Origin of the sequence: Shimia sp. FJ5 (assembly GCF_032918335.1) — a bacterium.
Classification (GTDB): Bacteria; Pseudomonadota; Alphaproteobacteria; order Rhodobacterales; family Rhodobacteraceae; genus Shimia; species Shimia aestuarii_A.
The window spans coordinates 498,018-523,197 of record NZ_JAWJUV010000002.1 but is presented as its reverse complement, the minus strand read 5'-3'; the positions used below and the strand labels follow the sequence as shown (position 1 = coordinate 523,197).

At 63.0% G+C, this 25,180-nt stretch carries 27 protein-coding genes; 16 read left to right on the top strand and 11 right to left on the bottom strand.

Features of this window, described 5'->3' with window-relative positions; genetic code table 11:
* Positions 1–59 precede the first annotated feature (59 nt).
* The 3 genes from R1W01_RS09015 to R1W01_RS09005 are packed head-to-tail and all read right to left on the bottom strand — an operon-like array spanning position 60 to position 3,601.
* Positions 60–1,442: a sensor histidine kinase gene (locus R1W01_RS09015; protein ID WP_243611932.1), complete on the bottom strand. Its 1,383-nt coding sequence runs from the start codon at positions 1,440–1,442 to the stop codon at positions 60–62.
* Between the two features lie 12 nt (positions 1,443–1,454).
* Entirely contained in the window at positions 1,455–2,873 is a 1,419-nt protein-coding gene (locus tag R1W01_RS09010) for a dihydrolipoyl dehydrogenase family protein (RefSeq protein WP_297753836.1), read from the bottom strand.
* Between the two features lie 2 nt (positions 2,874–2,875).
* Positions 2,876–3,601, bottom strand: a complete 726-nt coding sequence (locus R1W01_RS09005; RefSeq protein WP_297753898.1) for a TVP38/TMEM64 family protein — start codon at positions 3,599–3,601, stop codon at positions 2,876–2,878.
* Between the two features lie 306 nt (positions 3,602–3,907).
* Between R1W01_RS09005 and rpmH the strand changes: the two genes are divergently transcribed.
* The 6 genes from rpmH to R1W01_RS08975 all read left to right on the top strand — a co-directional run bounded on the left by rpmH (position 3,908) and on the right by R1W01_RS08975 (position 8,204).
* Entirely contained in the window at positions 3,908–4,042 is a 135-nt protein-coding gene (gene rpmH / locus R1W01_RS09000) for a 50S ribosomal protein L34 (RefSeq protein ID WP_005980833.1), read from the top strand.
* A 24-nt stretch (positions 4,043–4,066) separates the two neighbouring features.
* Entirely contained in the window at positions 4,067–4,486 is a 420-nt protein-coding gene (rnpA, locus tag R1W01_RS08995; protein WP_243611930.1) for a ribonuclease P protein component, read from the top strand.
* The gene (yidD, locus tag R1W01_RS08990; RefSeq protein WP_243611929.1) at positions 4,483–4,719 is read left to right on the top strand and encodes a membrane protein insertion efficiency factor YidD; all 237 of its coding nucleotides are present in this window, start codon (positions 4,483–4,485) and stop codon (positions 4,717–4,719) included. The genes rnpA and yidD overlap by 4 nt, the downstream gene beginning before the upstream one ends.
* A gap of 145 nt (positions 4,720–4,864) precedes the next feature.
* Positions 4,865–5,716, top strand: coding sequence for a 3-mercaptopyruvate sulfurtransferase (gene sseA, locus R1W01_RS08985; protein ID WP_243611928.1), 852 nt, complete (start codon positions 4,865–4,867; stop codon positions 5,714–5,716).
* Positions 5,716–6,900 carry an aromatic amino acid transaminase gene (locus tag R1W01_RS08980; protein WP_297753842.1) on the top strand — a complete coding sequence of 395 codons (1,185 nt, stop codon included), beginning with the start codon at positions 5,716–5,718 and terminating at the stop codon, positions 6,898–6,900. Before sseA ends, R1W01_RS08980 begins: the two co-directional genes overlap by 1 nt.
* 119 nt (positions 6,901–7,019) lie before the next feature.
* On the top strand, positions 7,020–8,204 hold the full coding sequence (locus tag R1W01_RS08975; protein ID WP_243611926.1) for a patatin-like phospholipase family protein: 1,185 nt from the start codon (positions 7,020–7,022) through the stop codon (positions 8,202–8,204).
* A 30-nt stretch (positions 8,205–8,234) separates the two neighbouring features.
* Here R1W01_RS08975 and R1W01_RS08970 read toward each other — a convergent pair whose 3' ends face one another.
* From R1W01_RS08970 to R1W01_RS08955, 4 genes are all read right to left on the bottom strand, one after another.
* Positions 8,235–8,726 (bottom strand): hypothetical protein, encoded by a 492-nt coding sequence (locus tag R1W01_RS08970; protein ID WP_297753845.1) that lies wholly within the window; start codon positions 8,724–8,726, stop codon positions 8,235–8,237.
* Complete coding sequence (hemP, locus tag R1W01_RS08965; protein WP_243611924.1) at positions 8,723–8,884, bottom strand: hemin uptake protein HemP; 162 nt, start codon at positions 8,882–8,884, stop codon at positions 8,723–8,725. Before hemP ends, R1W01_RS08970 begins: the two co-directional genes overlap by 4 nt.
* 185 nt (positions 8,885–9,069) lie before the next feature.
* Positions 9,070–10,404 (bottom strand): ammonium transporter, encoded by a 1,335-nt coding sequence (locus R1W01_RS08960; RefSeq protein ID WP_297753850.1) that lies wholly within the window; start codon positions 10,402–10,404, stop codon positions 9,070–9,072.
* 22 nt (positions 10,405–10,426) lie between these two features.
* Positions 10,427–10,765 carry a P-II family nitrogen regulator gene (locus tag R1W01_RS08955; protein WP_243611922.1) on the bottom strand — a complete coding sequence of 113 codons (339 nt, stop codon included), beginning with the start codon at positions 10,763–10,765 and terminating at the stop codon, positions 10,427–10,429.
* Between the two features lie 257 nt (positions 10,766–11,022).
* On the opposite strand from R1W01_RS08955, the gene R1W01_RS08950 reads away from it, so the two are divergent.
* On the top strand, positions 11,023–13,200 hold the full coding sequence (locus tag R1W01_RS08950) for a transglycosylase domain-containing protein (RefSeq protein ID WP_297753854.1): 2,178 nt from the start codon (positions 11,023–11,025) through the stop codon (positions 13,198–13,200).
* 202 nt (positions 13,201–13,402) lie between these two features.
* Here R1W01_RS08950 and R1W01_RS08945 read toward each other — a convergent pair whose 3' ends face one another.
* Positions 13,403–14,008 (bottom strand): phospholipid-binding protein MlaC, encoded by a 606-nt coding sequence (locus R1W01_RS08945; protein ID WP_243611920.1) that lies wholly within the window; start codon positions 14,006–14,008, stop codon positions 13,403–13,405.
* 10 nt (positions 14,009–14,018) lie between these two features.
* Entirely contained in the window at positions 14,019–14,762 is a 744-nt protein-coding gene (locus tag R1W01_RS08940) for a VacJ family lipoprotein (protein WP_243611919.1), read from the bottom strand.
* Between the two features lie 187 nt (positions 14,763–14,949).
* On the opposite strand from R1W01_RS08940, the gene R1W01_RS08935 reads away from it, so the two are divergent.
* The 6 genes from R1W01_RS08935 to R1W01_RS08910 all read left to right on the top strand — a co-directional run bounded on the left by R1W01_RS08935 (position 14,950) and on the right by R1W01_RS08910 (position 20,854).
* Positions 14,950–16,686, top strand: a complete 1,737-nt coding sequence (locus tag R1W01_RS08935) for a type I secretion system permease/ATPase (RefSeq protein ID WP_297753860.1) — start codon at positions 14,950–14,952, stop codon at positions 16,684–16,686.
* A complete protein-coding gene (locus R1W01_RS08930) occupies positions 16,683–17,987 on the top strand; it encodes an HlyD family type I secretion periplasmic adaptor subunit (RefSeq protein WP_297753863.1) in 1,305 nt (434 codons plus the stop codon). Before R1W01_RS08935 ends, R1W01_RS08930 begins: the two co-directional genes overlap by 4 nt.
* 113 nt (positions 17,988–18,100) lie before the next feature.
* A complete protein-coding gene (locus tag R1W01_RS08925; protein ID WP_297753866.1) occupies positions 18,101–18,562 on the top strand; it encodes a RidA family protein in 462 nt (153 codons plus the stop codon).
* Entirely contained in the window at positions 18,559–19,326 is a 768-nt protein-coding gene (locus tag R1W01_RS08920; protein WP_297753869.1) for a glycerophosphodiester phosphodiesterase family protein, read from the top strand. The genes R1W01_RS08925 and R1W01_RS08920 overlap by 4 nt, the downstream gene beginning before the upstream one ends.
* A 53-nt stretch (positions 19,327–19,379) precedes the next feature.
* Positions 19,380–20,567 (top strand): GNAT family N-acetyltransferase, encoded by a 1,188-nt coding sequence (locus tag R1W01_RS08915; protein ID WP_297753872.1) that lies wholly within the window; start codon positions 19,380–19,382, stop codon positions 20,565–20,567.
* The gene (locus tag R1W01_RS08910) at positions 20,564–20,854 is read left to right on the top strand and encodes a 4a-hydroxytetrahydrobiopterin dehydratase (RefSeq protein ID WP_317275200.1); all 291 of its coding nucleotides are present in this window, start codon (positions 20,564–20,566) and stop codon (positions 20,852–20,854) included. The genes R1W01_RS08915 and R1W01_RS08910 overlap by 4 nt, the downstream gene beginning before the upstream one ends.
* Positions 20,855–20,918: 64 nt before the next feature.
* Here the strand turns inward: R1W01_RS08910 and R1W01_RS08905 are convergent, their stop codons facing one another.
* Complete coding sequence (locus tag R1W01_RS08905) at positions 20,919–21,407, bottom strand: peroxiredoxin (RefSeq protein WP_297753878.1); 489 nt, start codon at positions 21,405–21,407, stop codon at positions 20,919–20,921.
* Between the two features lie 88 nt (positions 21,408–21,495).
* On the opposite strand from R1W01_RS08905, the gene R1W01_RS08900 reads away from it, so the two are divergent.
* The 3 genes from R1W01_RS08900 to R1W01_RS08890 all read left to right on the top strand — a co-directional run bounded on the left by R1W01_RS08900 (position 21,496) and on the right by R1W01_RS08890 (position 24,258).
* The gene (locus R1W01_RS08900; RefSeq protein WP_297753880.1) at positions 21,496–22,704 is read left to right on the top strand and encodes an NAD(P)/FAD-dependent oxidoreductase; all 1,209 of its coding nucleotides are present in this window, start codon (positions 21,496–21,498) and stop codon (positions 22,702–22,704) included.
* Positions 22,701–23,270, top strand: a complete 570-nt coding sequence (gene rsmD, locus R1W01_RS08895) for a 16S rRNA (guanine(966)-N(2))-methyltransferase RsmD (RefSeq protein WP_297753883.1) — start codon at positions 22,701–22,703, stop codon at positions 23,268–23,270. Before R1W01_RS08900 ends, rsmD begins: the two co-directional genes overlap by 4 nt.
* Positions 23,271–23,394: 124 nt before the next feature.
* The gene (locus tag R1W01_RS08890; RefSeq protein WP_297753886.1) at positions 23,395–24,258 is read left to right on the top strand and encodes a DUF2189 domain-containing protein; all 864 of its coding nucleotides are present in this window, start codon (positions 23,395–23,397) and stop codon (positions 24,256–24,258) included.
* Positions 24,259–24,316: 58 nt separating this feature from the next.
* On the opposite strand, the gene R1W01_RS08885 is transcribed toward R1W01_RS08890, so the two are convergent.
* Entirely contained in the window at positions 24,317–25,177 is an 861-nt protein-coding gene (locus tag R1W01_RS08885) for a D-amino-acid transaminase (protein ID WP_297753889.1), read from the bottom strand.
* Between the last annotated feature and the right edge of the window lie 3 nt (positions 25,178–25,180).

Below are 25,180 nucleotides of genomic sequence, written 5' to 3'. Positions count from 1 at the left end.
GAGAGCGCCGGGGGTTTGCAAGGGCAAAAAACGAGAATTTTTGCGCGAGGGTCAGGACCCTAAGCCAAATCGCCTTTTGGCAGGCTGATTTCAAAGCGCGTGCCGTTCATGTCTGTCTGCACGAGAGACAATCGCCCGCCATGCCCGCGGATCAATTCCGCCGCAATCGCAAGTCCGAGCCCCGAACCACCCTTGCGCGCACCGCCCTGAAACGGGGTAAAGAGATGTTCGCGCGCTTTCTCGGGCAGGCCCGGCCCCGTGTCCGACACAGTGATGACCCACGCCTCATCTTCTTCGATCCCCGCGACAAGAATCTCGCCCGGTTTCCCGCTTGCCGAGATCGCCTGCCGCGCATTGCGCAAGAGGTTAGAAAGCACGCGGTAAATCTGTTCCGGGTCTGCGCGAAGCATGAGACCTGCCGGGACATCCTCGCCATAGCTCACATCTTCCTCGCCCACCGCAAGGCGTTCGCCTGCGATCACATCCGATACGATTTCCGCCAAGGACACTTGGGTGAGCCGCGGTGGCGGTTCTTCGGCACGCCCGAACGCGAGCGTGCTTTCGCAGAGATTGACCGCCCGGGTGATTGAATTGACGAGCTTTGGCGCCATACGCCGCACACCGGGGTCTTCGCTCCGCTCGAGCCTGTCGGTGAAAAGCTGCGCGGTCGTCAGGATGTTCCGAAGATCATGGCTGACCTTCGCCACCGCCCCGCCAAGCTGGGCAAGGTGTTCTTTCTGGCGCAACGCGGCGGTGAGTTCGGTCTGAAGCGATTGCAGCGCCTCTTCCGCTTCGCGCAACTCGGCCACACTTGCGCGTGGGGTGATGATCCGGCGCGCATCTTCCGGCGCGGCGGCATAGGCCTGCATGTATCCGACCACGCCCTTGATCGGCCGCACAAGAAACCCCCGCACCGCGAGGAACAAAAGCGAGGCCGTCACCGCCGAGATGACGAGCGACAGCCAAAGGATGTTGAGCCCGTAGTCAATCATCGCGCTCCGCAAGCTACCGGTCTCCATGGTGATCTCGATCAGGAGTCCCGCCTCGAGAACCGGTGCGCCGATCACGCGGATCACCCGATCCTCACTATCGAACAGACGTAGCATCGCGTCCCGGATCAACTCGCCCGCCCCCGCATCGCGGAGATCAAAGCTCCCGTCGATGGGTTGCGGCATCGGCGCCGACAGCACAAGCTGGCGCATCTCATCGCGACGCAGCACGACGTTAAAAACCTCGGCTGTGCGCAGAAGCTCTGCCTCGAGCTCCGAATCAATCACCTCATCTGCCAAAAGCGACAGCGACGCGATCTGCGCCCGCTCTAGCCGCGACAGCAGATAGTCTTCACGGAATCGCGCCACCGAAGGCACAAAGATCAACACCTCTGCCAACATCACAAAGATAATGGTCAGAACAAGAAAGCGTCCTGAGAGCGTGTTGAACATATCTGTCCCCTGTCAGGGCAGCCACCGCTGCACCAGCCTGACAATCCCCTTGACCCGAGGATTGTCAAACAATCTAGGAGAGAAATAAGCGCCCGCGGCGCGTTTGCCAATCTCCGCCACGGTCGGATATGGCGCAATCATGCCTGCGACCTGGCTCATTTTGAGCTGATTGGCGATCGCCATCGACCAAAGCGCGATATGTTCGCCCGCTTGTGGCCCGACGATCGAGGCCCCGACAGGGCGCCCCTTCACCACCATGATCTTGATCCGCCCACGTGCCTTGCGCTCGGCCACGAGCCGGTCATTGCCATCAAGGTCAAACCGCACGACTTCAAGCTTTTCGCCATGGAGGTCGCGCGCCTCTGCCTCGGTCTGGCCGACCTGTGCAAGCTCGGGGTCGGTATAGGTCGCGTGCGGGATATGATCCTCCCGCGCCTTGGCCGGAAGGCCGAAAAGGGCCGAGCGAATGACGATACCAGCATGATATCCCGCGACATGGGTGAACTGCTTGCCGCCCGCCACATCACCAATGGCATAGACCCTGCGATTGCTGGTCTTCAGGCTCGAATCAACCTTGATTCCCGTTTTCGTCGTCTTGATTCCCGCCGCCTCAAGGTTGAGCCGCTCGATATTCGCCTTGCGCCCCACCGCGACAAGAAGATGCGACCCATCAAACACCCGCCCGTCCTTTGCCTCGACCCGGATTGCGCCCGCCTTGCCGCTGATCTTTTCGGCAAGCGCGCCTTCCTCGATCTGCAACCCTTCCGCGCGCAGCTGATCGATCACGAACGCAGCCATTTCCGGATCGTCGCGCCCGAACACCTTGTCGCCCTCGATCACGGTAACTTTGCAGCCAAGCCGCAAATGCGCCTGCGCCATTTCCATCCCGATGGGACCGCCGCCGATGATGAGAAGATGCTCGGGCCGCTCGGTGAGATCAAACAGCGTCTCATTGGTGAGATACGGCACAACCGCCAACCCCGGAATCGGCGGCACGAAGGGCGACGACCCGGTCGCGATTACGATTCGCCGCGCTTTGATGCGATAGCCGCCCGCCTCAACCTCGCGCGGCGCCACAAAGCGCCCGAACTCCGAGATGACCCGCACGCCCAAACCTTCGAATCTCTCTACGGAATCATGCGGCGCAATCTGGGCGATGACATCGGCCACATGTGCCTTGGCGGCAGCATAGTCGATCTCGGGCGCATGATCCGCAACGCCCATCCCGCCTGCATGGGCCTGTGCATAGGCGGCCTTGCCGCTTGCCAGCAGAGCCTTGGAGGGGACGCATCCATAGTTGAGGCAATCGCCGCCCATCTTGTGCCCTTCAAGAAGCACAACATCCGCCCCCATCTGCACCGCCCCGGCTGCGACCGAAAGCCCGCCAGACCCGGCCCCGATGACAAGAATATCCGTCTTGATCTGTTCCATGCTCAAATCTCCTTCCCGCCGCGCAGCGCCTTGATGACAATCGGCAGCGCCGCCAGCGCGCAAAGCCCGAGAAGCGGCAAGAGAATCTGCGGTTCGAAGATCACACCGAGATCCGGCGCTTCGCCGCGTTCAAACACCTCACCTAGCCCCGCGCCCACCGATGTATAGACCACACCGCCGGGAATGATGCCGATAAAGGTCGACAGGACAAAACGCATCAACGGCACCCCGACAAAAGCCGGCAACAAGTTCGCAACAAAGAACGGCACCGCAGGCACAAGGCGGATCAAGAACAACATCGACCATTGGTTTTCATCGAGCGCCGCCTTGATCCGTTTCACTCGGCCTTCCGACGCGTCCATACGTGCCGACAACCGCTCGCCAAAACCCCAGCGCGCGGCAAGGAAAATGGCCGTCGCGCCGATGGTGGCGGCGGTGATATTGAACACCGCACCGGGAAAGATCCCGAAAAGAAACCCGCCGGTCAGCGTCGCCACCGTCGCCCCCGGAAGCGAGAAGGCGACGATCACCACATAGGCCGCCATGAAGACAAGCACCGCCGCGCCATAATGGGAATCGCGGAACGCCAGTAGCGCCTCACGGTTTTCGCGCAGCGTCTCAAAGCTCAATTGATCCCCAAGCGTGAGCGCCCCAACCCCTGCCACGACAAGGATCGCGATGATGGGAAGGAACCGCCCCACCCCCGATTTGCGCTCTTGGTCTGCCATCTGGCCCATGTCCTCTTCTTGCGTGCTCATGCCTTTCAACATGCGCCACGTGCTCTGCAAACAACAGGGGCTTCACGGGCGCTTGATCTTGCAGGTGATTCCCGTGAAGATCAGCCCGTTCCGGGGCCTGTTTTGAAACATTCCGCGCCGGAGGGGCATTTCCGCCCCACTCGGGCGCAGGTTTTGTTGCAAAACCGCGATCCCGCGTTTGACTTATGTGAAACACCCCCCTATAGACCGGGCTTCGAATAGCACATGGGCCAGCGATTCCGCGCTTGGCGCCCTGACAGATACGGAGACGGAGCGATGAAACGCACCTACCAACCCTCGAACCTGGTTCGCAAGCGCCGCCACGGCTTCCGTGCGCGTATGGCCACCAAAGCTGGCCGCAAGATCCTGAACGCACGCCGCGCACGCGGCCGCAAGTCGCTGAGCGCATAAAGCGTAGCGACCGTTCTGACGGACATGACACCGCCGGAGGCCCCCAAGGATGGCAACGCCGCCCAAGGGGATACGCCCCCGGCGGTGTCCGTTTGTCTTGAGGTTCTGAAAAACCGAAGCGAGTTCCTAGCCGCCGCCCGCGCCCGCAAACAGGGCACCAAGGCGATGATGGTGCAGGCTCGCAAACGCCGTGAGGGTGAGAACCCGGCGCCGGAGGCTATCCGCGTCGGGTTTACCTGTTCCAAGAAGGTCGGCAACGCCGTGGCGCGCAACCGCGCCAAGCGCCGCCTGCGCGAAGTCGCCCGCCTGATCCTGCCGACCCATGGCCAACCGGGCTGGGATTACGTGCTGATCGGCCGCGCGACCGAGACCGCCGCGCGGCCCTTCGAGACGCTTCAGGGTGATCTCGTCTACGCCCTGCGCAAACTCCACGCCCAGAAATGACGCCGCTCGCCCATATCGTTGCCCTGCCCGTGCGCGCCTACCGTCTGATCTTTTCGCCCTGGGTCGGCCACAACTGCCGCTTTCAACCGACATGCTCGGCCTATGCGCTCGAGGCGCTCGAGAAACACGGGGCGATCCGGGGCACGCTCTTGACCCTGCGCCGTCTCGGCAAATGCCACCCTCTCGGAAGCGAAGGCTACGATCCCGTCCCCGAGCCCCGCGACCGGGACTGACCGCGCCACACCGGCCATTCTCTGCCGCTCGGTGGTATTTTTCCCCGGAATACTGATTTACACTCTCCTGAACAGCGGCCGGGGATTGCGTCGCCCGCAGGCCGATAGTAGGCAGAGAACGCAGAATTAAAGGGGGTGTTGGCGCATGGATGATCCCAAGACGCTGGTTTCGACGGAATGGCTCGCGGCCCATATGAAAGACCCGGATCTTCGGATTCTTGATGGGTCATGGCACCTGCCGACGGTGGATCGCGACCCAAAGGCCGAATACGAGGCGGCCCACATTCCCGGCGCGCGCTTCTTCGACATTGATGAAATCGCCGACCTGCGCAGTGATCTGCCCCACATGGCGCCACCGGTCGAGAAGTTCATGAGTCGCATGCGCGCCATGGGCGTCGGCGATGGCCATCAGGTTGTGGTTTACGACAGCGGCGGCACCACAGTGGCGACCCGCGTCTGGTGGACCTTCCGCCTCATGGGTTTCAACGACATTGCCGTGCTCGACGGTGGCCTCCCCAAATGGCAGGCCGAAGGCCGCCCGACCGAGGACATGCCCCCGATCGTGCGCGACCGTCACATGACCGTGCGCCGTCAGAACCACCTCGTGAAGGATGTGACGCAGGTCGCTGCCGCCTCCAAGCTCGGCGATTACGAGATCATCGACGTGCGCGCCCGTGGCCGGTTCATCGGCGAAGATGACGAACCCCGCCCCGGCCTGCGCAAGGGGCATATCCCCGGCTCCAAGAACCTGCCGTGGAATGACCTCCTGAACGAAGACGGCACCATGAAAGATCCCGACACCCTGCGCAGCCTGTTCGAGGCCGCCGGGATCGACCTCACCAAACCCGCCATTACGACCTGCGGTTCGGGCGGCACCGCGCCCATTCTCTGCATGGCCATGGAGCGTATCGGCAAGACCGATCACGCCCTCTACGACGGCTCTTGGGCCGAATGGGGCGCCTTCCCGACCCTTCCCATCGCGACCGGAGACGCATGATGTTCGACAAACTCAAAGCTCAACCCGCCGACAAGATCCTCGCCCTCATGGCGATGTATCGCGAAGACCCGCGCCCGACCAAGATCGACCTTGGCGTTGGCGTCTACAAGAACGCCGAAGGCGTGACCCCCGTCATGCGCGCGGTCAAGGAAGCCGAGCGCCGCCTCGTCGCGGAACAGACGACGAAATCCTATGTCGGCCTGCCCGGCGATCCGGCCTTTGCCGACGCCATGATCGACCTCGTGCTCTCTGAGACCGTCGAGCGCGAGCGCATCGCCGCCATCGCGACCCCGGGCGGCACGGGTGCCGTGCGTCAGGCATTCGAACTGATCCGCAACACGAGCCCCGACGCCACCGTCTGGGTTTCGAACCCGACCTGGCCGAACCACGTGTCGATCCTGAACTACCTCGGGATGAATCACACCGCCTACCGTTATTTCGATGCCGAAACCCGAAGCGTCGATTTCAACGGCATGATGGAAGATCTCGCCGAGGCCAAGCCGGGCGATGTGGTGCTCCTGCATGGCTGCTGTCACAACCCGACCGGCGCCAACCTGAACTTGACCGAATGGCAGGCCGTGGTGGACCTCCTGAACGAGAAGGGCCTCCTGCCGATGATCGACATTGCCTATCAAGGCTTTGGCGATGGCCTTGAATCGGACGCCGCCGCCACGCGCCTCGTGGCGTCGAAGGTGCCCGAATGCCTCATCGCCGGTAGCTGCTCCAAGAACTTCGGCGTCTACCGCGAGCGCACGGGCATCCTGATGGCGATCTCCAAGACCGCCGAAGGCACCCCCGTGACCCAAGGCAACCTCAACTTCCTCAACCGTCAGAACTATTCCTTCCCGCCGGACCACGGCGCGCGGGTCGTGACGACGATCCTGACCGATCCCGCCCTGCGTGCGGATTGGGCGGCGGAGCTTGAGGATACCCGCCTCGGCATGCTCGCCCTGCGAGAACAACTCGCGAGCGAACTTCAGCGCCTCTCCGGCTCGGATCGTTTCGGCTTCCTTGCCCAGCATCGCGGCATGTTCTCACAGCTTGGCACCACACCCGATATGGTCGAGCGCCTGCGCGCCGAACATGCGATCTACATGGTCTCTGACAGCCGCCTCAACATTGCGGGTCTGAACAAGACCACGGTGCCGATCCTCGCACAGGCCATCGTCGACACCGGCATCTGATCCGGCAAGCCACACACACGAAGGCCGCGCATCTCGACATGGGCGGCCTTTGTCTTTGGCGCGACACGCGCTTGGTATAGGGTCGCGGCAACGACACGCGCGGCACAAGGGTAACGGTCATGTTGAGACCCATTCTGGCACTCTGCCTTTCGGCGGTCTTCGCCCTTTCCGGCTGCGCCGCTCTCTATGACCGTAGCGCCGTCGTCCCCCCGGCAGATCGCTATGAAGAATTTCAGCCGGTTGGCTTTGATCGCCCGATCCGCATGTATGATGACGCCCGCGGCGAAGATCTCGAAGCCCTGCTCGGCTCTTATCGCGACTGGGCCGCGCATTGGCCGGGGTCGCGCCGTGGTCTCGACATCCTCGCCCTCTCCGGCGGCGGCCAGTACGGCGCCTTCGGCGCAGGCGTGCTTGCAGGCTGGACCGAGGCCGGCACCCGCCCCCGGTTCGACATGGTCACCGGTGTCTCAACCGGCGCCCTGATCGCGCCCTTCGCCTTTCTCGGCCCCGACTATGACGACCGCCTCAAGCGGTTCTATACCCAGACCTCCACCAAGGACATTCTCTCGATCAATATCGCGGGCCTGTTCGGAGGGCGCGGAGCCGTCGCCTCGACCGCGCCTCTCGCCGCCGCCATTGAACGCGAACTAGACGCTGACCTGATCCGCGCCATCGCCCGCGAAGCCCGCTCCGGGCGGTCTCTCCTGATCGGGACGACGAATATCGACGCCGAGCGCCCGGTGATCTGGGATATCGGTGCCATGGCGCAGGTCGACACCCCCGAGGCCCACGCCATGATCCGCCGCGTGCTGCTCGCCTCCGCCGCAATCCCGATCGCCTTTGAACCCGTCCGCATCCCCGTCACCGATGGCACCCTCTTACGCGAGGAATTGCATGTCGATGGCGGCCTCACGCGCCAAATCTTCGTCTACCCCGGCAATCTCGACATGCGCCGCCTGCTCCGCGAGATGGGCGCGTCTGGCAAACGCAACGAAATCTGGCTTCTGCAAAACCAACGAATCAAACGCCGCTTCGAGGCCCAGAGCGTTGGCATCGCCAGGATGGGCAAGCGGACCTATGATCTTCTACTGCAGAGCCAGAGCATCGGCGACGAGGACTTTATCCTCTCGCTCGCCGCGCGCGACGGTTTCAACGCCCACACCCTCGCCATTCCCGCGCGGTTCGACGCGGAACCCGAAGAGGTCTTTGATCCGGAATTCATGGGGAAGCTGTTCGACCTCGGCTTCGAGATCGGCAAGTCCGGCGATCAATGGAACCGCAACGCCCAACGCCGCTTCAAATAATCGGAATCACCCCAGATGGGGGAAATCCATCTAGTGCATCGCCGTTTGTGGTTCCGGGTGGGTTTGACGCCTCATCATCTGCGGTGCGTCTCGCAGCAAGCTGGACAAGGCGACCGCGAGTTCCATAGCGAGTCCGGCGAAAGGCCGCGCCACGTCCGGACGCACGACCAAGGCCGCAAAAAGCCCGGCCTCATCCGGATCATCGTCGAGTGCTGCCTCGATCAACCCCGCGAACACGGCCTCATCGGCACCAAGGCAATCGCAATCCGGCGCGTGGCGTATGAACGGACGGCGGCCATACCGACTCGCGATATGCATCATCTCGTTCATGACCTCGAGCGCCGCACGCGCACGCACCGCACCAAGCCCATGTGCCAAGATCGCAAGAAGGCGCGTCTGACTTGCCGGGTCCAGCGACCAGATGCGCAGACAGGACACGGCAAGTTGCTCCACCGGGCTAAGATCGGCAAGGATTCCCACCCGCCGTGCGCCGCGCTGCGCAATGACGGTATGCCGGGTCATTTCGTCAGGATGAGCTTGCCCGCGCGCGTAATGCGCAGCGTGTAAAGCTGATCGTTCAGCCGGATATGCGCAAGGCCGTTTTCACCGGTCAGGCGCTCGGCATCATGCAAGGGCAGGCTGCGCAGCGAGTCGGCAGTCATGGGCGTTTGAATAGTCATGTCAGGTCCCCTCTTCGGGTCATGCGGTCGAATCGATGATGTGACGAATGGCTGGCCGGGACGCTGGCGTGGCTGCGCTTAATCTGACTTTTTTAGTCAGATTAATCAAGCGGGTTTTTCAAGGACCCAAAAGAAAAGCCCGGGCGTCTCCGCCCAGGCCTGTTTTTCTTCGATGTGCCAGCGGCTTAGCCGTTGGTGAACTCGGGGTAGGCTTCCATGCCGAGCTCTGCCATGTCGAGACCGTTGATCTCGGTTTCTTCATCGACCCGCAGACCCATGATGGCCTTGAGGACGAACCAGCAGATGCCCGAGAGGATCACGGTTGCGCCGCCGATGACCACGATACCGTAAAGCTGGGTGCCGATGGAGGCGTCGCCGTTGGTGAAGACAACCGCGATGGTGCCCCAGATACCTGCGATGAGGTGAACCGGGATCGCGCCGACAACGTCGTCGATCTTGAGCTTGTCGAGGAACGGAACCGCGAAGACCACGATCACACCACCAACTGCACCGATCAGCGTCGCTGCGCCGAGGGTCGGGGTGAGCGGCTCAGCGGTGATCGACACGAGACCAGCCAGGGCGCCGTTGAGAACCATGGTGAGGTCCGGCTTCTTGTACAAGATCTGCGTCAGGATCAGGGCCGCGATGGCGCCGCCTGCTGCTGCGGTGTTGGTGTTCGAGAAGATACGCGACACGTCAGCCACATCACCGACCGAGCCCATTGCGAGCTGCGAGCCACCGTTGAAGCCGAACCAGCCGAGCCACAGGATGAACGTACCCAGCGTTGCGAGGGTCAGGTTCGAACCCGGCATCGGGATGGTCTTGCCGTCTTTGTACTTGCCGATACGCGGGCCAAGGATGATCGCGCCGGTCAGAGCGGCCCAGCCACCCACGGAGTGCACGATGGTCGAGCCAGCGAAGTCCGAGAAGCCAGCTTCGCCCACGAAGCCACCACCCCAGGTCCACGACGCGGTCAGCGGATAGATGATACCGGTAAGCAGGATCGTGAAGACAAGGAACGGCCACAGCTTGATACGCTCAGCAAGCGTACCAGAGACGATCGACGCGGTTGCCGCGCAGAACATCAGCTGGAAGAAAAAGTCCGAACCAGTCGAGGCATAGGAATAGTCGTCTGCCGCATCGGCGGTCACGCCAACGGCTTCGAGAACACCGGGGCCCCAGACACCCGACAGCACGCCTTCGACCGACCAGGTGCCGAGCGGGTACATCAGGTTATAGCCGATCAGGTAGTAGAAGATCGACGCGAGACCGAACAGCGCCATGTTCTTGGTGAGCTGCATGGTGACGTTCTTGGAGCGCACGAGGCCCGCTTCGAGCATGGCAAAACCGGCTGCCATGAAGAACACGAGGAAGCCGCCCACAAGGAACAGCAGCGAGTTCAGGATAAACACGGTATCGGTCGACGGGTTCACACCCGCAGCCGGACCTTCCTGGGCAAGACCCATCACCGGCATCGCGCTAAGCGCGATGGGCAGGGCAAATTTCGTAAGTTTCGTCATTTCTTTTGTCCTCCTGCACCGATTAGAGTGCGTCTGCGTCTGTTTCGCCGGTGCGCACGCGGATCGCTTGCTGCACGTCGAGCACGAAGATTTTGCCGTCGCCGATTTTGCCGGTCTGGGCCGTCTTGGTGATGGTTTCCGCGACCTGATCGGCCATGGAGGCCGGAACGACGATTTCGAGTTTGATCTTGGGCACGAAATTCACAGCGTATTCCGCGCCGCGATAGATTTCTGTGTGGCCCGACTGAGAGCCGAAGCCCTTAATTTCCGTGACCATCATGCCGCGCACGCCGATTCCGGTCAGCGCCTCGCGGACCTCCTCGAGCTTGAACGGTTTGATCGTTGCAATAATCAGTTTCACCGTTTTCCCCTTTCTTGGTACAGGGTTTGTCCCTGCGTCTGTGCAGATGCAGAAAACCCCTGAATCAGGTCCAAAACGAAGACTCCGCCTAAGATTTCGCCGCTTAAATCGTCCTTGGTGCACAAATTTTAATCATCACAGGGTTGCCGCATAAAATTTAGGCAAATCAAAAACGCGTCACCCGGACTGATCGGCTCAACATTCGCACCGAACCCGGTTAAAGTGACCGCAACAGAGAATGCCGGGCAGAGCAGCAGATGAGTGATTCAGGTCGTAAGAAACCGCCCCTCGTGGCGGAGAACCGCTATGGGCGGAAACCCAAACCCGCACCCAAACCGCGGGCCAAACCCAAGCCGACACGCAAAGCCGCGGCCAAGTCCCGCTCGAAACCCAAGGCCCGGCGTGGTGGCAAACGCCCAAGTGGCGGCCCCTTCGCCCGTCTGGCCCGGCTCGTGCTGTCTCTTCTACGCTGGATCGGACGCCTGATCTGGGCCGTGACATGGCGCACGGGCATGGTCTGCGCTCTCATTCTCGCGATCGCCATCGGATATCTCTATTCGACACTGCCCGACCCGGCCGAGCTCTTGGACGGACGGGCCCGCGGCTCGGTGACACTCCTCGACCGCAACGGCGATGTCTTTGCCTGGCGCGGCGATCAGTTCGGCGGCGTGGTCACCGCCGAAAGCGTCTCGCCCGACCTGCGCAATGCCGTGGTCGCCACTGAAGACAAACGCTTCTACCGCCATTTCGGCATAAGCCCCCGAGGCATCGCCAGCGCCGTGCGCATCAATCTGAGCGAAGGACGCGGCCCCCTGTCCGGCCACGGCGGCTCAACCATCACCCAGCAAACCGCCAAGCTCCTCTGCCTCGGCGTTGCCTATGACCCCGAACAATGGGAGAGCGAGGCCGACTACGTGCGCGATTGCCGCCGCACCACACTCTGGCGCAAAGCCAAGGAAGCGGTCTTCGCGCTGTCGATGGAGGTCAAGTATACCAAGGACGAGATCCTCTCGATCTACCTCAACCGGGCCTATATGGGCGGCGGGGCCTATGGCGCCGAGGCAGCAGCCCAACGCTATTTCGGCAAACACGCCGCCGTGGTCAACGCCGCCGAGAGCGCCATGCTCGCCGGCCTGCTGACCGCACCTTCCTCTCTCGCCCCGACATCGAACCTCAAACGGTCGCAGGACCGCGCTGCCACCGTGCTGCGCCTGATGAATGAACAGGACTACCTCAGCGACGAAGAAACGGCCTATTGGCAGGAACACCCCGCAACCCTGAGCCAAGCCGCCAAGGCAAGCACGGGCGGCTATTTCGCCGATTGGGTCATGGCCTCCGGCCCCGAATTCTTCACCCGCAACACCACAGAGGACGTGATCCTACGCACCACGCTCGATCCCCGGATCCAGAAAGCCGCCGAAGACGGTCTGCGCGAGATCTTCGAGAATAAGGTCCGCGACGGATCCAAGGCACAGGCGGCCATCGTCGTGATGAGCGCCGACGGCGCCGTGCGCGCCATGGTCGGTGGCCGCGATGTCGAGGCAAGCGGCGCTTTCAACCGCGCCGTTCAGGCCAAGCGCCAAACCGGCTCGGCCTTCAAACCCTTCGTCTACGCCGCCGCGCTCGACCTCGGCTATGCCTATGACGATCTGGTCGAAGACGCCCCCTATTGTCTCAATATCCCTGGCTCTGGCGAATGGTGTCCGAAGAACTATACCGGCAAACACTACGGCCAGGTGCCCCTGACCTTCGCGCTGAAGAACTCGCTCAACATCCCTGCGGTGAAAATCTCAGAGGCGGTGGGCCGTGAAAACGTGCGCGCCGTGGCAAGCGGCTTTGGCATCGAAAGCGATCTCGCCGCTGGCCCGGCACTGGCCCTCGGTGCTTCCGAAAGCTCGCTTCTCGAGATGACAGGCGCCTATGCCGGTATCCTCAACGGCGGCTCCTCCGTGACACCCTACGGCCTCATCGAACTGCGCCTTCAGGGCGAGAGCGATCCCCTCATGGGCACTGGCGGCGGCATCGGTGAACGCGTCATCACAGAAAGCGCCGCGCGCGAACTGACCTACATGATGTCCAAGGTGGTGAGCGAAGGCACAGGCCGCCGCGCCGCCCTCAACGGCTGGCAGGTGGCAGGCAAGACCGGCACCACTCAGGCCGCCCGCGATGCCTGGTTCATCGGCTTCACCGCGGAATATGTTGCCGGGGTCTGGATGGGCTACGATGACAACACGCCCCTCACCGGCGTGACCGGAAGCGGCCTGCCCGCCGAAATCTGGCACGAGGCGATGGTGCGCGTGCACGACGGGATCGCCCCAACACCGCTCCCGGCCTTTGTCCCCAAACCCAAGCCCGACACCCCCAAGCGTCGCCCCGGTGGCGGTATCGAAGGGGTGCTCGACGGGATCATCCGGGACATCTTCGGCGGCCGCTGACTGCCCCCCAAACCTTCACCTTTGTGGAAATACTCCGGGGTGAATGGGCCGCCTGCGGCCAAGAGGGGCAGCGCCCCTGATCCGCGCCCCTCGGGGCGCATGTCCTGCGCGCGCCCGAAGGCGCGCACCGCTGAATAGCTCCGACCACGAAAAAAGCGCGCCCCGCTCGGGACGCGCCTTCAAATCCAAACACCTGCGGGTCTCACCCGGCGGATTTCAGATCCGCAACAAGCTGGTCGATATTGCCCTTGCGACGGTCGAGCATCGCGCCGATCTCTTCCTTCTCGCTCAGGCGCAGCGAAATCCCTTCGATGATCATGTCGAAGAAGCGCGGCTTGCCCGACTTGTCCGAAACAAGGAAGTTGACCTGAAAAGGCGACTGCCCGCGCAGCTTCACCGAAGCACGCACCTCATGAAAGCTCTTGACCTGGCGGGTGCCCTGAACTGTGATCTCGCCGCCCACGAACTCCTCAAAGCGCTTGCCGTATTTGCGCGCGATATAGCCTTGGAAAGCCGAGGTATAGGCCCGAAGCTGGCCCGACGAGGCCCGCCGCGCATCCACGCCCAGCGCCGAACGCGCAATGATCGGCACATCAGCGTAGCGGGCGAAAATACGCTCGAACTGGCTGATCATCTGCGACAGGGATCCGCCGCTCGCGATGACTTTGTTAATGTCGGCGACCACGCGGTCGACAAGCTGCGTCGCCTGCGCATCGCTCAGCGCGAGGGCCCGTGCGGGGGTCAGGGCCACAAGGCCGCTGGCCGCAACGCCCCCAAGAAACATGCGCCGTGTCGTCTCACTCTGCATAAGGGTCTCCTTAGGGTTCGAGATAGGGGTCGGCATACGCATCGCCCGAGGTGATCCCGAGGTCGAAGCGCCGGTTCTGAATGTAGATGCTGCGCGCCTGCGCATAGCTGTCGGCGCTCTCATATAGGAGCGAGTCGATGGTCGCGTCATAGTCATAGCGGTTGCCAAGCTTGTTCAGCACATAGGCCCCAGTGCCAAGATACCGCTCCGGCGCCTCAAGCGCGACCGTCACCGGATCGGTCACGAGGTCAACCACGAGCCCGACCGTATCGCGGGTTGTCGACGGGCCGAACAACGGCAATTCGACATAGTTGCCTTCCGGTGCGCCCCACTTGTGAAGCGTTTCGCCGAAATCGGTGTCTGCGCGCTGCACGCCCATCGCCGTGGCCGGATCGAAGAACCCGCCAAGCCCGACGATCGTGTTGACCGCGAACCGGAAGGTATTGTGCATCGCACCGCCGATATCGGCCTGCAAAAGGTTGTTCATCACGTCATTGGGAAGCGACAGGTGATCGGCAAACCGACTCACGCTGTTGCGCACGGGTTTCGGAACGATCATCCCGTAGCCGTCCGCGACCGGAGAAAAGAGCACCCGGTCCACGTCCTTGTTGAAGGCGTGCATTTGACGGTTCTCGGCTTCACGCGGGTCGCTGACCCCTTGAGTCGAAACCTCCGGATCAACCGTGGCACAGGCCGATAGCAGCAGCCCTACCCCCAGGAAAGACGCGCGAATGATGTAAGTCAGGCGAGACATTAAGGCACCAGTTATTATTGGTATTCTATCTTTGAACTTCGTATCAGGTCATTTAGACCAATCAGGGCGCGGGTCGAAACGTTTTCGCCCTCTTTCATCACCACCTGTGGCGCAGGAGCGACAGAATCGGGCATTTCCCGGCGATCAGGTCGAGACTAAAGCGATTTAGACGGCAGGTAAAACATCCATGAAGCAAACCTCCAACCAGAAAGGCCTCGAAGAACTCCGCGCCGCGCGCCGCGAGAGCCGCCGACTCTACTGGGGTGTCGGGGTGTTTAGCTTCTTTGCCAACCTTCTGATGCTCACCGGGCCGCTTTACATGTTGCAGGTCTATGATCGCGTCCTCGGAAGCCGCTCCGAGGCGACACTGCTCGCGCTTTCGGTGTTGGTGGCCTTTCTTTATGGGGTCATGGGGCTTCTCGATTTCTCACGCGGCCGGATTCTGGCCCGCGTCGGCGCCCGCTTTCAAACCCGCCTAGATCGACGCGTGTTCGATGCAGTGCTGCGCAAATCCGCCGTTGCGCCCGATGCCAACGCCCAAACCGGCCTGCGCGATCTCGAATCGATTCAGCGGCTGATGTCCTCTCCGGTCCTGATCTCGGCCTTCGACATCCCGTGGACCCCGTTCTTCCTCGCCGGGATCGCCCTGTTTCACCCCTGGCTTGGCCTGCTTGCGATCGGTGGCGGGGGGCTGCTGATTGCTGCGACCTACCTGAACCAGTCGGTGACGCGCTCTCCGCTGCTCAAAGCCAGCACACGCACGCATCGGGCCGAAATGCTCGGCGAACAGATTCGGACTGAATCCGAAATGGTGCAGGCCATGGGGATGCGCACCGCCGCCTTTGACCGCTGGCAGAGCGCGCGCGATGCCTCGCTCAAGGCACAGGTGGCCGCCTCCGACCTGAGCGGTGGCTTCACCTCCACAACCAAGACATTCCGCCTTTTCCTGCAATCCGCGATGCTCGGCCTCGGGGCCTATCTTGTTCTTCTCGGTGAACTGACCCCCGGCGCGATGATCGCAGGCTCAATCCTGCTCGGACGCGCTTTGGCGCCCATCGAACTGGCCATTGCGCAATGGCAAACGGTGCAACGCGCACGACAGGGCTGGAACAACCTTTCCGAATTGCTGTCTGCCGTGCCTCCGGAAGGCGCGCGCACCGAACTGCCTGCCCCCAAAGCACATCTCGACGTGCATCAGCTCACGGTCTTCCCCCCCGGCGAGAAACAGGCGGCCTTGCGCGGCGTGACCTTCGCGCTGCAACCCGGACAGGCGCTTGGCGTGATCGGCCCCTCCGGCGCTGGCAAATCGACGCTGGCCCGCGCCCTGACCGGGGTCTGGCCTCCGGCCGCAGGGAAGATCCGCCTCGATGGCGCGACGCTCGATCAGTATGATCCCGACCGTCTCGGCGAATATATCGGTTACCTGCCCCAGCGCGTGCAGCTCTTCGAAGGTAGCATCGCCGAGAACATCGCCCGCCTCTCGGGCACGCCCGATGCCGAGAAGGTGGTCGCCGCCGCGAAGAAAGCCGCAGCACATGACATGATCGTGCGTCTTCCCGATGGCTATGACACCCGCATTTCGCAGGGTGGTGGGCGCCTCTCCGGCGGTCAAATTCAGCGCATCGGCCTCGCCCGCGCCCTCTACGCCGATCCGGTGATCCTCGTGCTGGACGAACCGAATTCCAACCTCGACAACGAAGGCTCTGTTGCGCTCAACGGCGCGATCAAGGCCATGAAGGCCGCGGGCAAATCGGTGCTCATCATGGCGCACCGCCCCGCCGCGATCCAGGAATGCGATCTTTTGCTCGTCATCGACGGAGGCCTGCGCACGGCCTTCGGACCCAAGGATGAGGTACTGCGCAACATGGTCGTCAATCATCAACAGATTCAGCAAGCGACCGGTAAGGGAGGCGGTGTCCAATGAGCGACCCCAAGACAACCTGGTCCGCCCGCACCCCGCTGACCATCGGATTCCTTGCGCTCCTGATCCTGGTCGGGGGCTTCGGCTCTTGGTCGGTGTTTTCCGAACTCTCTGGCGCGGTGATCGCAAGCGGGCGCATCGAGGTCGATCAGAACCGGCAGGTGGTGCAACACCCGGATGGCGGCGTGGTCGAAGAGATCCTCGTCGATGAAGGCGACTTGATCGAGGCAGGACAGACCCTGATCCGGCTGGATTCGACCCTTCTCGCCTCCAACCTCGCCATCGTCGAGGGACAGCTCTATGAGCTGATGGCGCGCCGCGGACGTCTCACCGCCGAACGCGACGAGAGTGCTGAGGTGGTCTTTGACCACGAACTTCTCGAGATCGCCCGCAACAATCCCAACGTGCAGGATATCCTCGATGGCCAGCGCCGTCTGTTCCGCGCCCGGCTCGACTCAATGGATCGCGAAGTCGATCAACTCGGCAAACGCCGCGGTCAGATCGCCGATCAGGTGCGCGGCATCGAGGCCCAGCAGGAAGCCCTCGAAGTGCAGCTTGCGCTCATCGTCGAAGAACTCGTGGATCAGCGTAGCCTCCTCGCCAAAGGGCTCGCACAGGCAAGCCGCGTCCTGTCCTTGCAACGCGAAGAAGCCTCGCTAAGCGGTCGCGTCGGAGAACTCGCCGCGACCCGCGCACAGGCCTTGGGCCGCATCACCGAGATCGAAATCGAGATTATCAAGCTCTCGACCCGCCGCCGCGAAGAGGCCATCACCCGCCTGCGCGACCTGCAATACCGCGAGCTTGAACTGGCCGAGCAACGCCGCGCCCTGCGCGAACAACTCGCCCGCCTCGACATCACCGCGCCCGTGTCCGGAATCGTCTACGGGCTGCGGGTCTTTACGCCGCGCTCTGTGATCCGTGCTGCCGATCCGGTGCTGTTCATCGTGCCGCAGGACCGCCCCCTCGTGATCGCCGCCCAAGTGCCGACGATCCACGTCGATAAGGTCTTTACCGGACAAGAGGTCATCCTGCGCTTCTCCGCCCTCGATCAGCGCAACACCCCCGAACTCTTCGGCGCGGTGACCAAAGTCTCTGCCGACGCCTTCACCGACGAACAGACCGGCATCTCCTATTACCGGACCGAGATCGTCCTGCAGGATGGCGAAATCGAGAAACTACCGGACAACGCGCGCCTCGTCCCCGGCATGCCCGCCGAAACCTATCTGCGCACCGGCGACCATGCCCCGATCGCCTATCTGCTGAAGCCGCTGACCGACTATTTCGTCAAGGCGTTCCGCGAATAAGACCCTTGGTCAAACGCGTGCCGGTCCTGTCCTCCGGCACGCCGATTTTAGCCTTTCCTTGCCGCCCGGCCCGGTCTAGCGTCGCGGCAAGTCGCACAGGAAAGGATGACCCCATGAGCACAATCGAAACCCGCCTCGCCGACCTCGGCGTGACGCTGCCCGACGCCCCGGCCCCGGCCGCCAACTACGTGCCTTATGTCCAGACCGGCAATACCGTCTATGTCTCGGGTCAGATTTCCATGAACGAAGACGGTCTCATCCTTGGCAAACTTGGTGATAACATGGACACCGAGGCGGGTGCCGCCGCCGCCAAGACCTGTGCCATCGGCCTCCTCGCCCAAGTGAAGAAAGCGTGCGATGGCGACCTCGAGCGCCTGGTACGGGTGGTCAAACTGACCGGCTTTGTAAATTCGACCAGCGATTACACCGACCAACCCAAGGTCATCAACGGAGCCTCCGACTTCTTCGTGGAAGCCCTCGGCGAGGCCGGCCGCCATGCGCGTTCCGCCGTCTCCGCCGCCGCGCTGCCGCTTGGCGTGGCCGTCGAAATCGAAGGCATCTTCGAAATCAAATGACCCCGCTGCCCCCGGCCTTCCTCGCCGCGCCCATCGCCCACCGTGCCCTGCATGATCTGGCCGATGGCCGCCCGGAAAACAGCCGCGCCGCCATCCGTGCCGCGATTGAGGCCGGCTATGGCATCGAGATCGACCTTCAGCCCTCCTCGGACGGGCGTGCCATGGTGTTTCACGACTACGCCCTGAAACGCCTAACCGGCCAGGAGGGCACGATAAGCACCCAACCCGCCAAAACCCTCGGCGGGATCGCCCTCCTTGGCGGCGACGAGGGCATCCCGACATTCGCCGAGGTGCTCGCCCTCGTTGCGGGCCGGGTGCCGCTTCTGGTCGAGATCAAGGATCAGGACGGCGTACTCGGCCCCAATATTGGCGCGCTTGAAGAGGCCGCGGCGCGCGATGTCGCGGGTTATGATGGCCCGCTCGCCTTCATGTCCTTCAATCCCCATTCCGTCGCCGCACTGGCCTCCCTCGCGCCCCACGTGCCACGTGGCCTCGTGACGGATGCCTATGACGAGACGGGCTGGCCCCTCGTGCCACCCGCGCGCCGCGACGAGTTGCGCGCCATCCCCGATTTCGACCGCACCGGCGCAAGCTTCATAAGCCACCGCGCAGCCGACCTCTCCCGCCCCCGCGTCGCCGAGATCAAGGCCAGCGGCACGCCTGTGCTGTGCTGGACCGTGCGCTCGCCCGCCGAGGAGGCAGAAGCCCGCCGCGTCGCCGACAACATCACATTCGAAGGCTACGCCGCACCGATCCCCGCTTGATCCGCCCCCGCCGCGCCCCACATAGTCAAAAGGCGAACGAGGGAGAGCCGCACATGGACGGCGCACAGATCGAGATCAGCCTATCCGAGACGATTTCCAGCATCGGCCAAGCCGACTGGGACGCCTGCGCCTGCCCTGAGGCCGCGGATGGCACCCGCCCCGCTGATCCCTTTACGACCTACCGCTTCCTTTCCGCTCTCGAACAAAGCGGCTCGGTCGGCCCCGGCACCGGCTGGGGGCCCCGTTACCTCACCGCCCGGCGCGACGGCGAGGTCATCGCCTGCGCCCCGCTCTACGTCAAATCCCATAGCCAGGGCGAATACGTCTTTGACCATAGCTGGGCCCATGCCTACGAGGGCGCGGGCGGGCGCTACTACCCGAAACTGCAAATCGCCGTGCCCTTTACTCCGGTCACGGGCCGCCGCCTCCTGACCCGTCCGGGCTTTGAGACCACGGGCGCGTCTGCCCTCATCCAGGGCGCGGTGCAGATCAGCGCCGACAACGGCCTCTCCTCCCTCCACCTGACCTTCTGCACCGAAGCAGAGGCCGAGGCCGGGCGGCAAATGGGCCTCCAGCACCGCACCGGGCAACAGTTCCATTGGATCGACCAAGGCTACGAGACCTTCGACGGCTTCCTCGCCTCGCTCTCCTCGCGCAAACGCAAAAACATCCGCAAGGAACGCGCCCGCGCGCAAGGTTTCGGCGGCGAGATCGTGACCCTCACAGGCGACCAAATCCGCCCCGAACACTGGGATGCCATGTGGATGTTCTATCAGGACACGGGCGCCCGCAAATGGGGCACGCCCTACCTCACCCGCGCTTTCTTCGACCTCCTGCACGAGACGATGCGCGACGACATCCTCCTGATCTTCGCCGAGCGAGATGGCCAGCCCATCGCCGGCGCGATGAACCTGATCGGCCGCGACACGCTCTTCGGGCGCTACTGGGGCTGCATCGAGGACCATGCCTGCCTGCATTTCGAACTGTGCTATTATCAGGCGATGGACTGGGCGCTCACGCATGGCCTGTCCCGCGTCGAAGCGGGCGCACAGGGCGAACACAAACTCGCGCGCGGATACCTGCCGGTCGAGACTCATTCCCTGCACTGGATCGCGGATCAGGGTTTCGCCCGCGCGGTGGAAGAGTATCTTGAGGCCGAACGCCGCGCCGTGAGCGAGGAAATAGAGGTGCTGACCTCCTGGGGTCCGTTCCGACAAGACACACGAGAGGATCACGAATGAGCGAAAGATTAAGCGACACCGCCCGCGAGGCCCTTCTGGCCCCGCTTCTCGCCTCCGGCTGGACCCTCGTTGAGGGCCGCGACGCGATCCATAAACAGTTCAAATTCGAGAGCTTCACAGACGCCTTCGGCTGGATGACCCGCGCCGCGCTCTGGGCCGAGAAATGGGACCATCACCCGGAATGGAGCAACACCTACAACCGCGTCGACGTCACCCTGACAACTCACGATGTCGACGGGCTAAGCGCCCTCGACGCCAAACTCGCGCGGAAGATGGATAGTCTCTAAAACAGGCTCTCACAAAGGCAAAACGGGCCGTAACCGGCCCGTTTTTTCGTCTCGCGGATCGCCCTCAAAGCGCCGCGAGCAGCTCCTCGCCGGAGGTGCGTTCGAACACGCCGGCTTTCTCTTCTTCCTGAATCCAGGTGACCTCACCGTCCTCGACGATGGCGGCAAAGCGGCGGGTGCGGTTGACGAAGCCGACCGGTGGCGCCGAGAACTCAAGACCCATGGCAAGCGTGATCGACGCGTCCGCATCGCTCAGGAGCGTGACGCCATCGCCGCTTGCTCCCGTGACATCGTCCCACGCCTTCACGACCCACGGGTCATTCACCGAAATACAAATGATCTCGTCCACGCCCTTGGCTTTGATCGCCTCGACATTGCGCGTAAAGCTCGGCAAATGCGCGTTGGAACAGGTCGAGGTGAACGCCCCCGGCAGGCCAAAAAGCGCGATCTTGCGCCCCTTCACCAGCCCTTCAAGGGCGACCGGCTCGGGTCCGCCTTCGCCAAGACGCATCAAGTTGCCTTCGGGTAGCTTATCGCCCACAGAAATCGTCATCTCTTGTCCTTTGTTCAATTGCGTTTTCCCAAGTCCCAGATATAGGCTCCATCCCTGAAAAGGAAACAGGTGATATCGAGGTGAGGACATGACGCATGTCGTGGTGATCGGTGCAGGACAGGCGGGTTCGGCCCTCGTCGCAAAGCTGCGCAATAGCGGGTTCGACGGCAAGGTGACGCTGATCGGTGAGGAACCTGTGCCCCCCTATCAACGCCCGCCACTGTCCAAGAAATACCTGCTTGGCGAGATGGAGCTCGAACGGCTCTATCTGCGCCCCGAAAGCTTCTATTCCGAGAACGGCATCGACCTGCACCTGAACGAAACCGTGCAATCCATCGACACTGCCGACAAGGCCGTGATCGCGGGCGGGCACCGGATCGACTATGACGAGCTGGTCTTGACGACCGGCTCTGTCCCCCGCCGCCTGCCGCCCGCCATCGGCGGCCTGCTCGAAGGCGTCCATGTGGTGCGTGACCTGCGCGACGTGGACACCATGGCGCCGGACTTCGTCGAAGGCCGCCACGCGCTCATCGTGGGCGGGGGATATATCGGCCTCGAAGCCGCCGCCGTCGCCGCCTCACGAGGTCTCAAAGTCACGCTGGTTGAAATGGCCGACCGCATCCTGCAAAGGGTCGCCGCGCCCGAAACCTCCGCCTACTTCCGCGAGATGCACGCCCGCCATGGGGTCGAGATCATCGAAGGCGTGGGCCTCGAAACCCTCGTGGGCGACACCCGCGTCACCGGTGCGCGCCTAAGCGATGGGCGCGAGATCGACGTGGATTTCGTCATTGTCGGCGTCGGCATCACCCCCGCCACGACCCTCGCCGAAGAGGCCGGGATCGAGATCGAAAACGGCATCAAGACCGACGCACAGGGCCGCACCTCAACCCCCCATGTCTGGGCCGCGGGTGATTGCGCCTCCTTCCCCTACAAGGGGGGGCGCATCCGCCTTGAAAGCGTGCCCAACGCCATTGATCAGGCCGAATGCGTTGCCGAAAACATCATGGGCGCGGGCAAGGACTATGTCGCCAAGCCGTGGTTCTGGTCCGATCAATACGACATCAAGCTCCAGATCGCGGGCCTCAACACCGGCTATGACAGCGTCGTAACCCGCGCGGGCGACGGCGATTCCGTTTCCTTCTGGTATTACGCGGGCGACACGCTCCTCGCCGTCGATGCCATGAACGCCCCCCGCGACTACATGATCGGCAAACGCCTGATCGAAGGCGGCAAATCGCCTGCGCCCTCGCTCATCGCTGACCCGGAAACCGACATGAAGGCCCTGATGAAGCTGTGAGGATCATCGCCGGAACATGTCGCGGCACGGCGCTGGCCAGTGTCGGCAAGGGCGACGCGGGCGCGCATCTGCGCCCGACAACGGACCGCGTCCGCGAAAGCCTGTTCAACGTCCTGATGGGCGGCAAGTTCGGCGACCCCATCACCGGCGCGCGCACCCTCGACCTTTTCGCAGGCACCGGCGCGCTTGGCCTCGAGGCGCTGTCGCGTGGCGCAACCTGCACAACCTTCGTCGATGACGGTCGTAAATCCCAAAGCCTCATCCGCGAGAACATCCGCCTGACGCGCAGCAAGGATGCGACGACCCTCATTGCCCGCGACGCCACACGCCTGCCCGCCAACACCGGCGCGCCCTATGATCTGATCTTCCTTGATCCGCCCTATAGCAAGGGCCTCGGCACCACCGCGCTCGCCGCCGCACGGGCGGGAAACTGGATCGCGCCCGACGCCCTCATCGTCTGGGAAGAAAACGCGCCCCAGCCCGCGCCCGAGGGCTTCGACCTTCTCGATTGCCGCAAATACGGCGACACTCATGTGACCTTCCTCGCCCCCATCTCGCAATCGTGAGGGCGCGGACGGCGCATTTGTGATACTCTCAAGGGACACGGCAGGCCGCCGCCTTCGGCACAGGGCTCTGCACGTTCATGTCCCATGTGCCACGCGCCTGCCCTAGACCATTAGGGAGGACGCCATGGTTCAGACAATCGGTAACCCGCTCAGTTGGGGCGCTCAGGCAGCGGTCGGCACAGGCCACGCGCTTGCCGATGCCACCTCGGGGATGCGCAGCGACCCCAACGTGTCGCCCCGCGTGAACACAATCGGCCTACGAGAGGTCGGACTTGCTCTGCGCCTCGGCTGGCGCGATTTCCTGCACCTGCGAAGCGACGTGCTGATGCTCGTGGTGATCTACCCCATCGTGGGGCTGCTTCTGGCGGGCTTTGCCTTTCACGCCGCGCTTCTGCCGCTTCTCTTCCCGCTGGTTTCGGGCTTTGCGCTGCTTGGCCCCATCGCCGCCATCGGCCTCTATGCCATGAGCCGACACGCTGAAACCGATCCCGCCCCGCGCTGGGGCACCGCGTTCGCCTCATTGGACGGTCACATGATCGGCCCGGTGCTGACGATGGGCCTCTACCTATTGGCGCTGTTTACGCTCTGGGTCGCCTCGGCCCTTGCGATCTACAACGTGACCCTCGGCCCCGCCATGCCAACGAGCGTGATGGGTTTCGCCCGGGACGTGCTGACAACCCCAGAAGGCTGGACCCTCGCATGGCTCGGCATCGGCGTCGGTGGCCTTTTCGCCCTAATCGTCCTTGTGACCACGCTCACAAGCCTGCCGATGCTGATCGACCGCCCCGTTGGCCTGCCCGTCGCGGTCGCCGCATCCCTGCGCGTCGCCCGCAAGAACCCGCTTGCCGTCATCGCATGGGGCATCGTGGTCGCGGCGCTCCTCCTTTTGGGAAGCCTGCCGCTCTTCCTCGGGCTGATCGTGGTGCTTCCGGTCCTTGGGCATGGCACATGGCACCTCTACCGCCTCGCCATCGACTTCGACGACTGACACGAAAAAAGGCGCGGCCTTCCCGGTCGCGCCTTTCCAATCCGTCTTGCCGACCCTGTTAGATCGCGGCCTTCATGCTCTCGTCGAGGTAAATCTCGCGCAGGCGCTTGGCGATCCGCCCCGGCACCCCGTCGCCAACCGTTGCCCCGTCGATCTCCACAACCGGCATCACGAAGGCACTCGCAGAGGTCACGAAAGCCTCGTCCGCGTCCTTCGCCTCTTCGATAGTGAATAGACGCTCTTCGATTTCCATCTGCGCCTCTTCCGCCATCCGCAGAACCGCCTTGCGGGTGATCCCGTGCAGAATGTCGTTCGAAAGCGGGCGGGTCACGATCTTGCCGTCCTTGACGAAATAGGCGTTGTTGGACGTGCCTTCCGTGACATAGCCATCCTCGACCATCCACGCGTCATCCGCACCCGCCTTCTTGGCCATCATCTTGCCCATCGACGGATAAAGAAGCTGCACCGTCTTGATGTCGCGACGACCCCAGCGGATATCCTCGATCGAGATAACCTTGATCCCTTCCTGCGCCGCTGGCGCATTGGCAAGGCCCGGCTTGTTCTGGGTGAAAAGAACGAGGGTCGGCTTGGTGTCTTCCGACGGGAAGACAAAATCCCGGTCGCCATCCGATCCGCGCGTGACCTGAAGATAGATCATCCCCTCTTCGATCCCGTTCAACTCAACAAGCTTGCGGTGAATCTCGAGAAGCTCCTCCTTCGAGCACGGCGCCTGCATGTCGAGCTCCTTGAGCGACCGCTCAAGCCGCACCGCATGGCCGTCAAAGTCGATGAGCTTGCCACCAAGAACCGAGGTGACCTCATAAACCGCATCCGCCATGAGGAAGCCCCGGTCAAAGATCGACACCGTTGCCTCACCCTCGGGCAGGTACTCTCCGTTTACATATACAGTGCGGGTCATTTC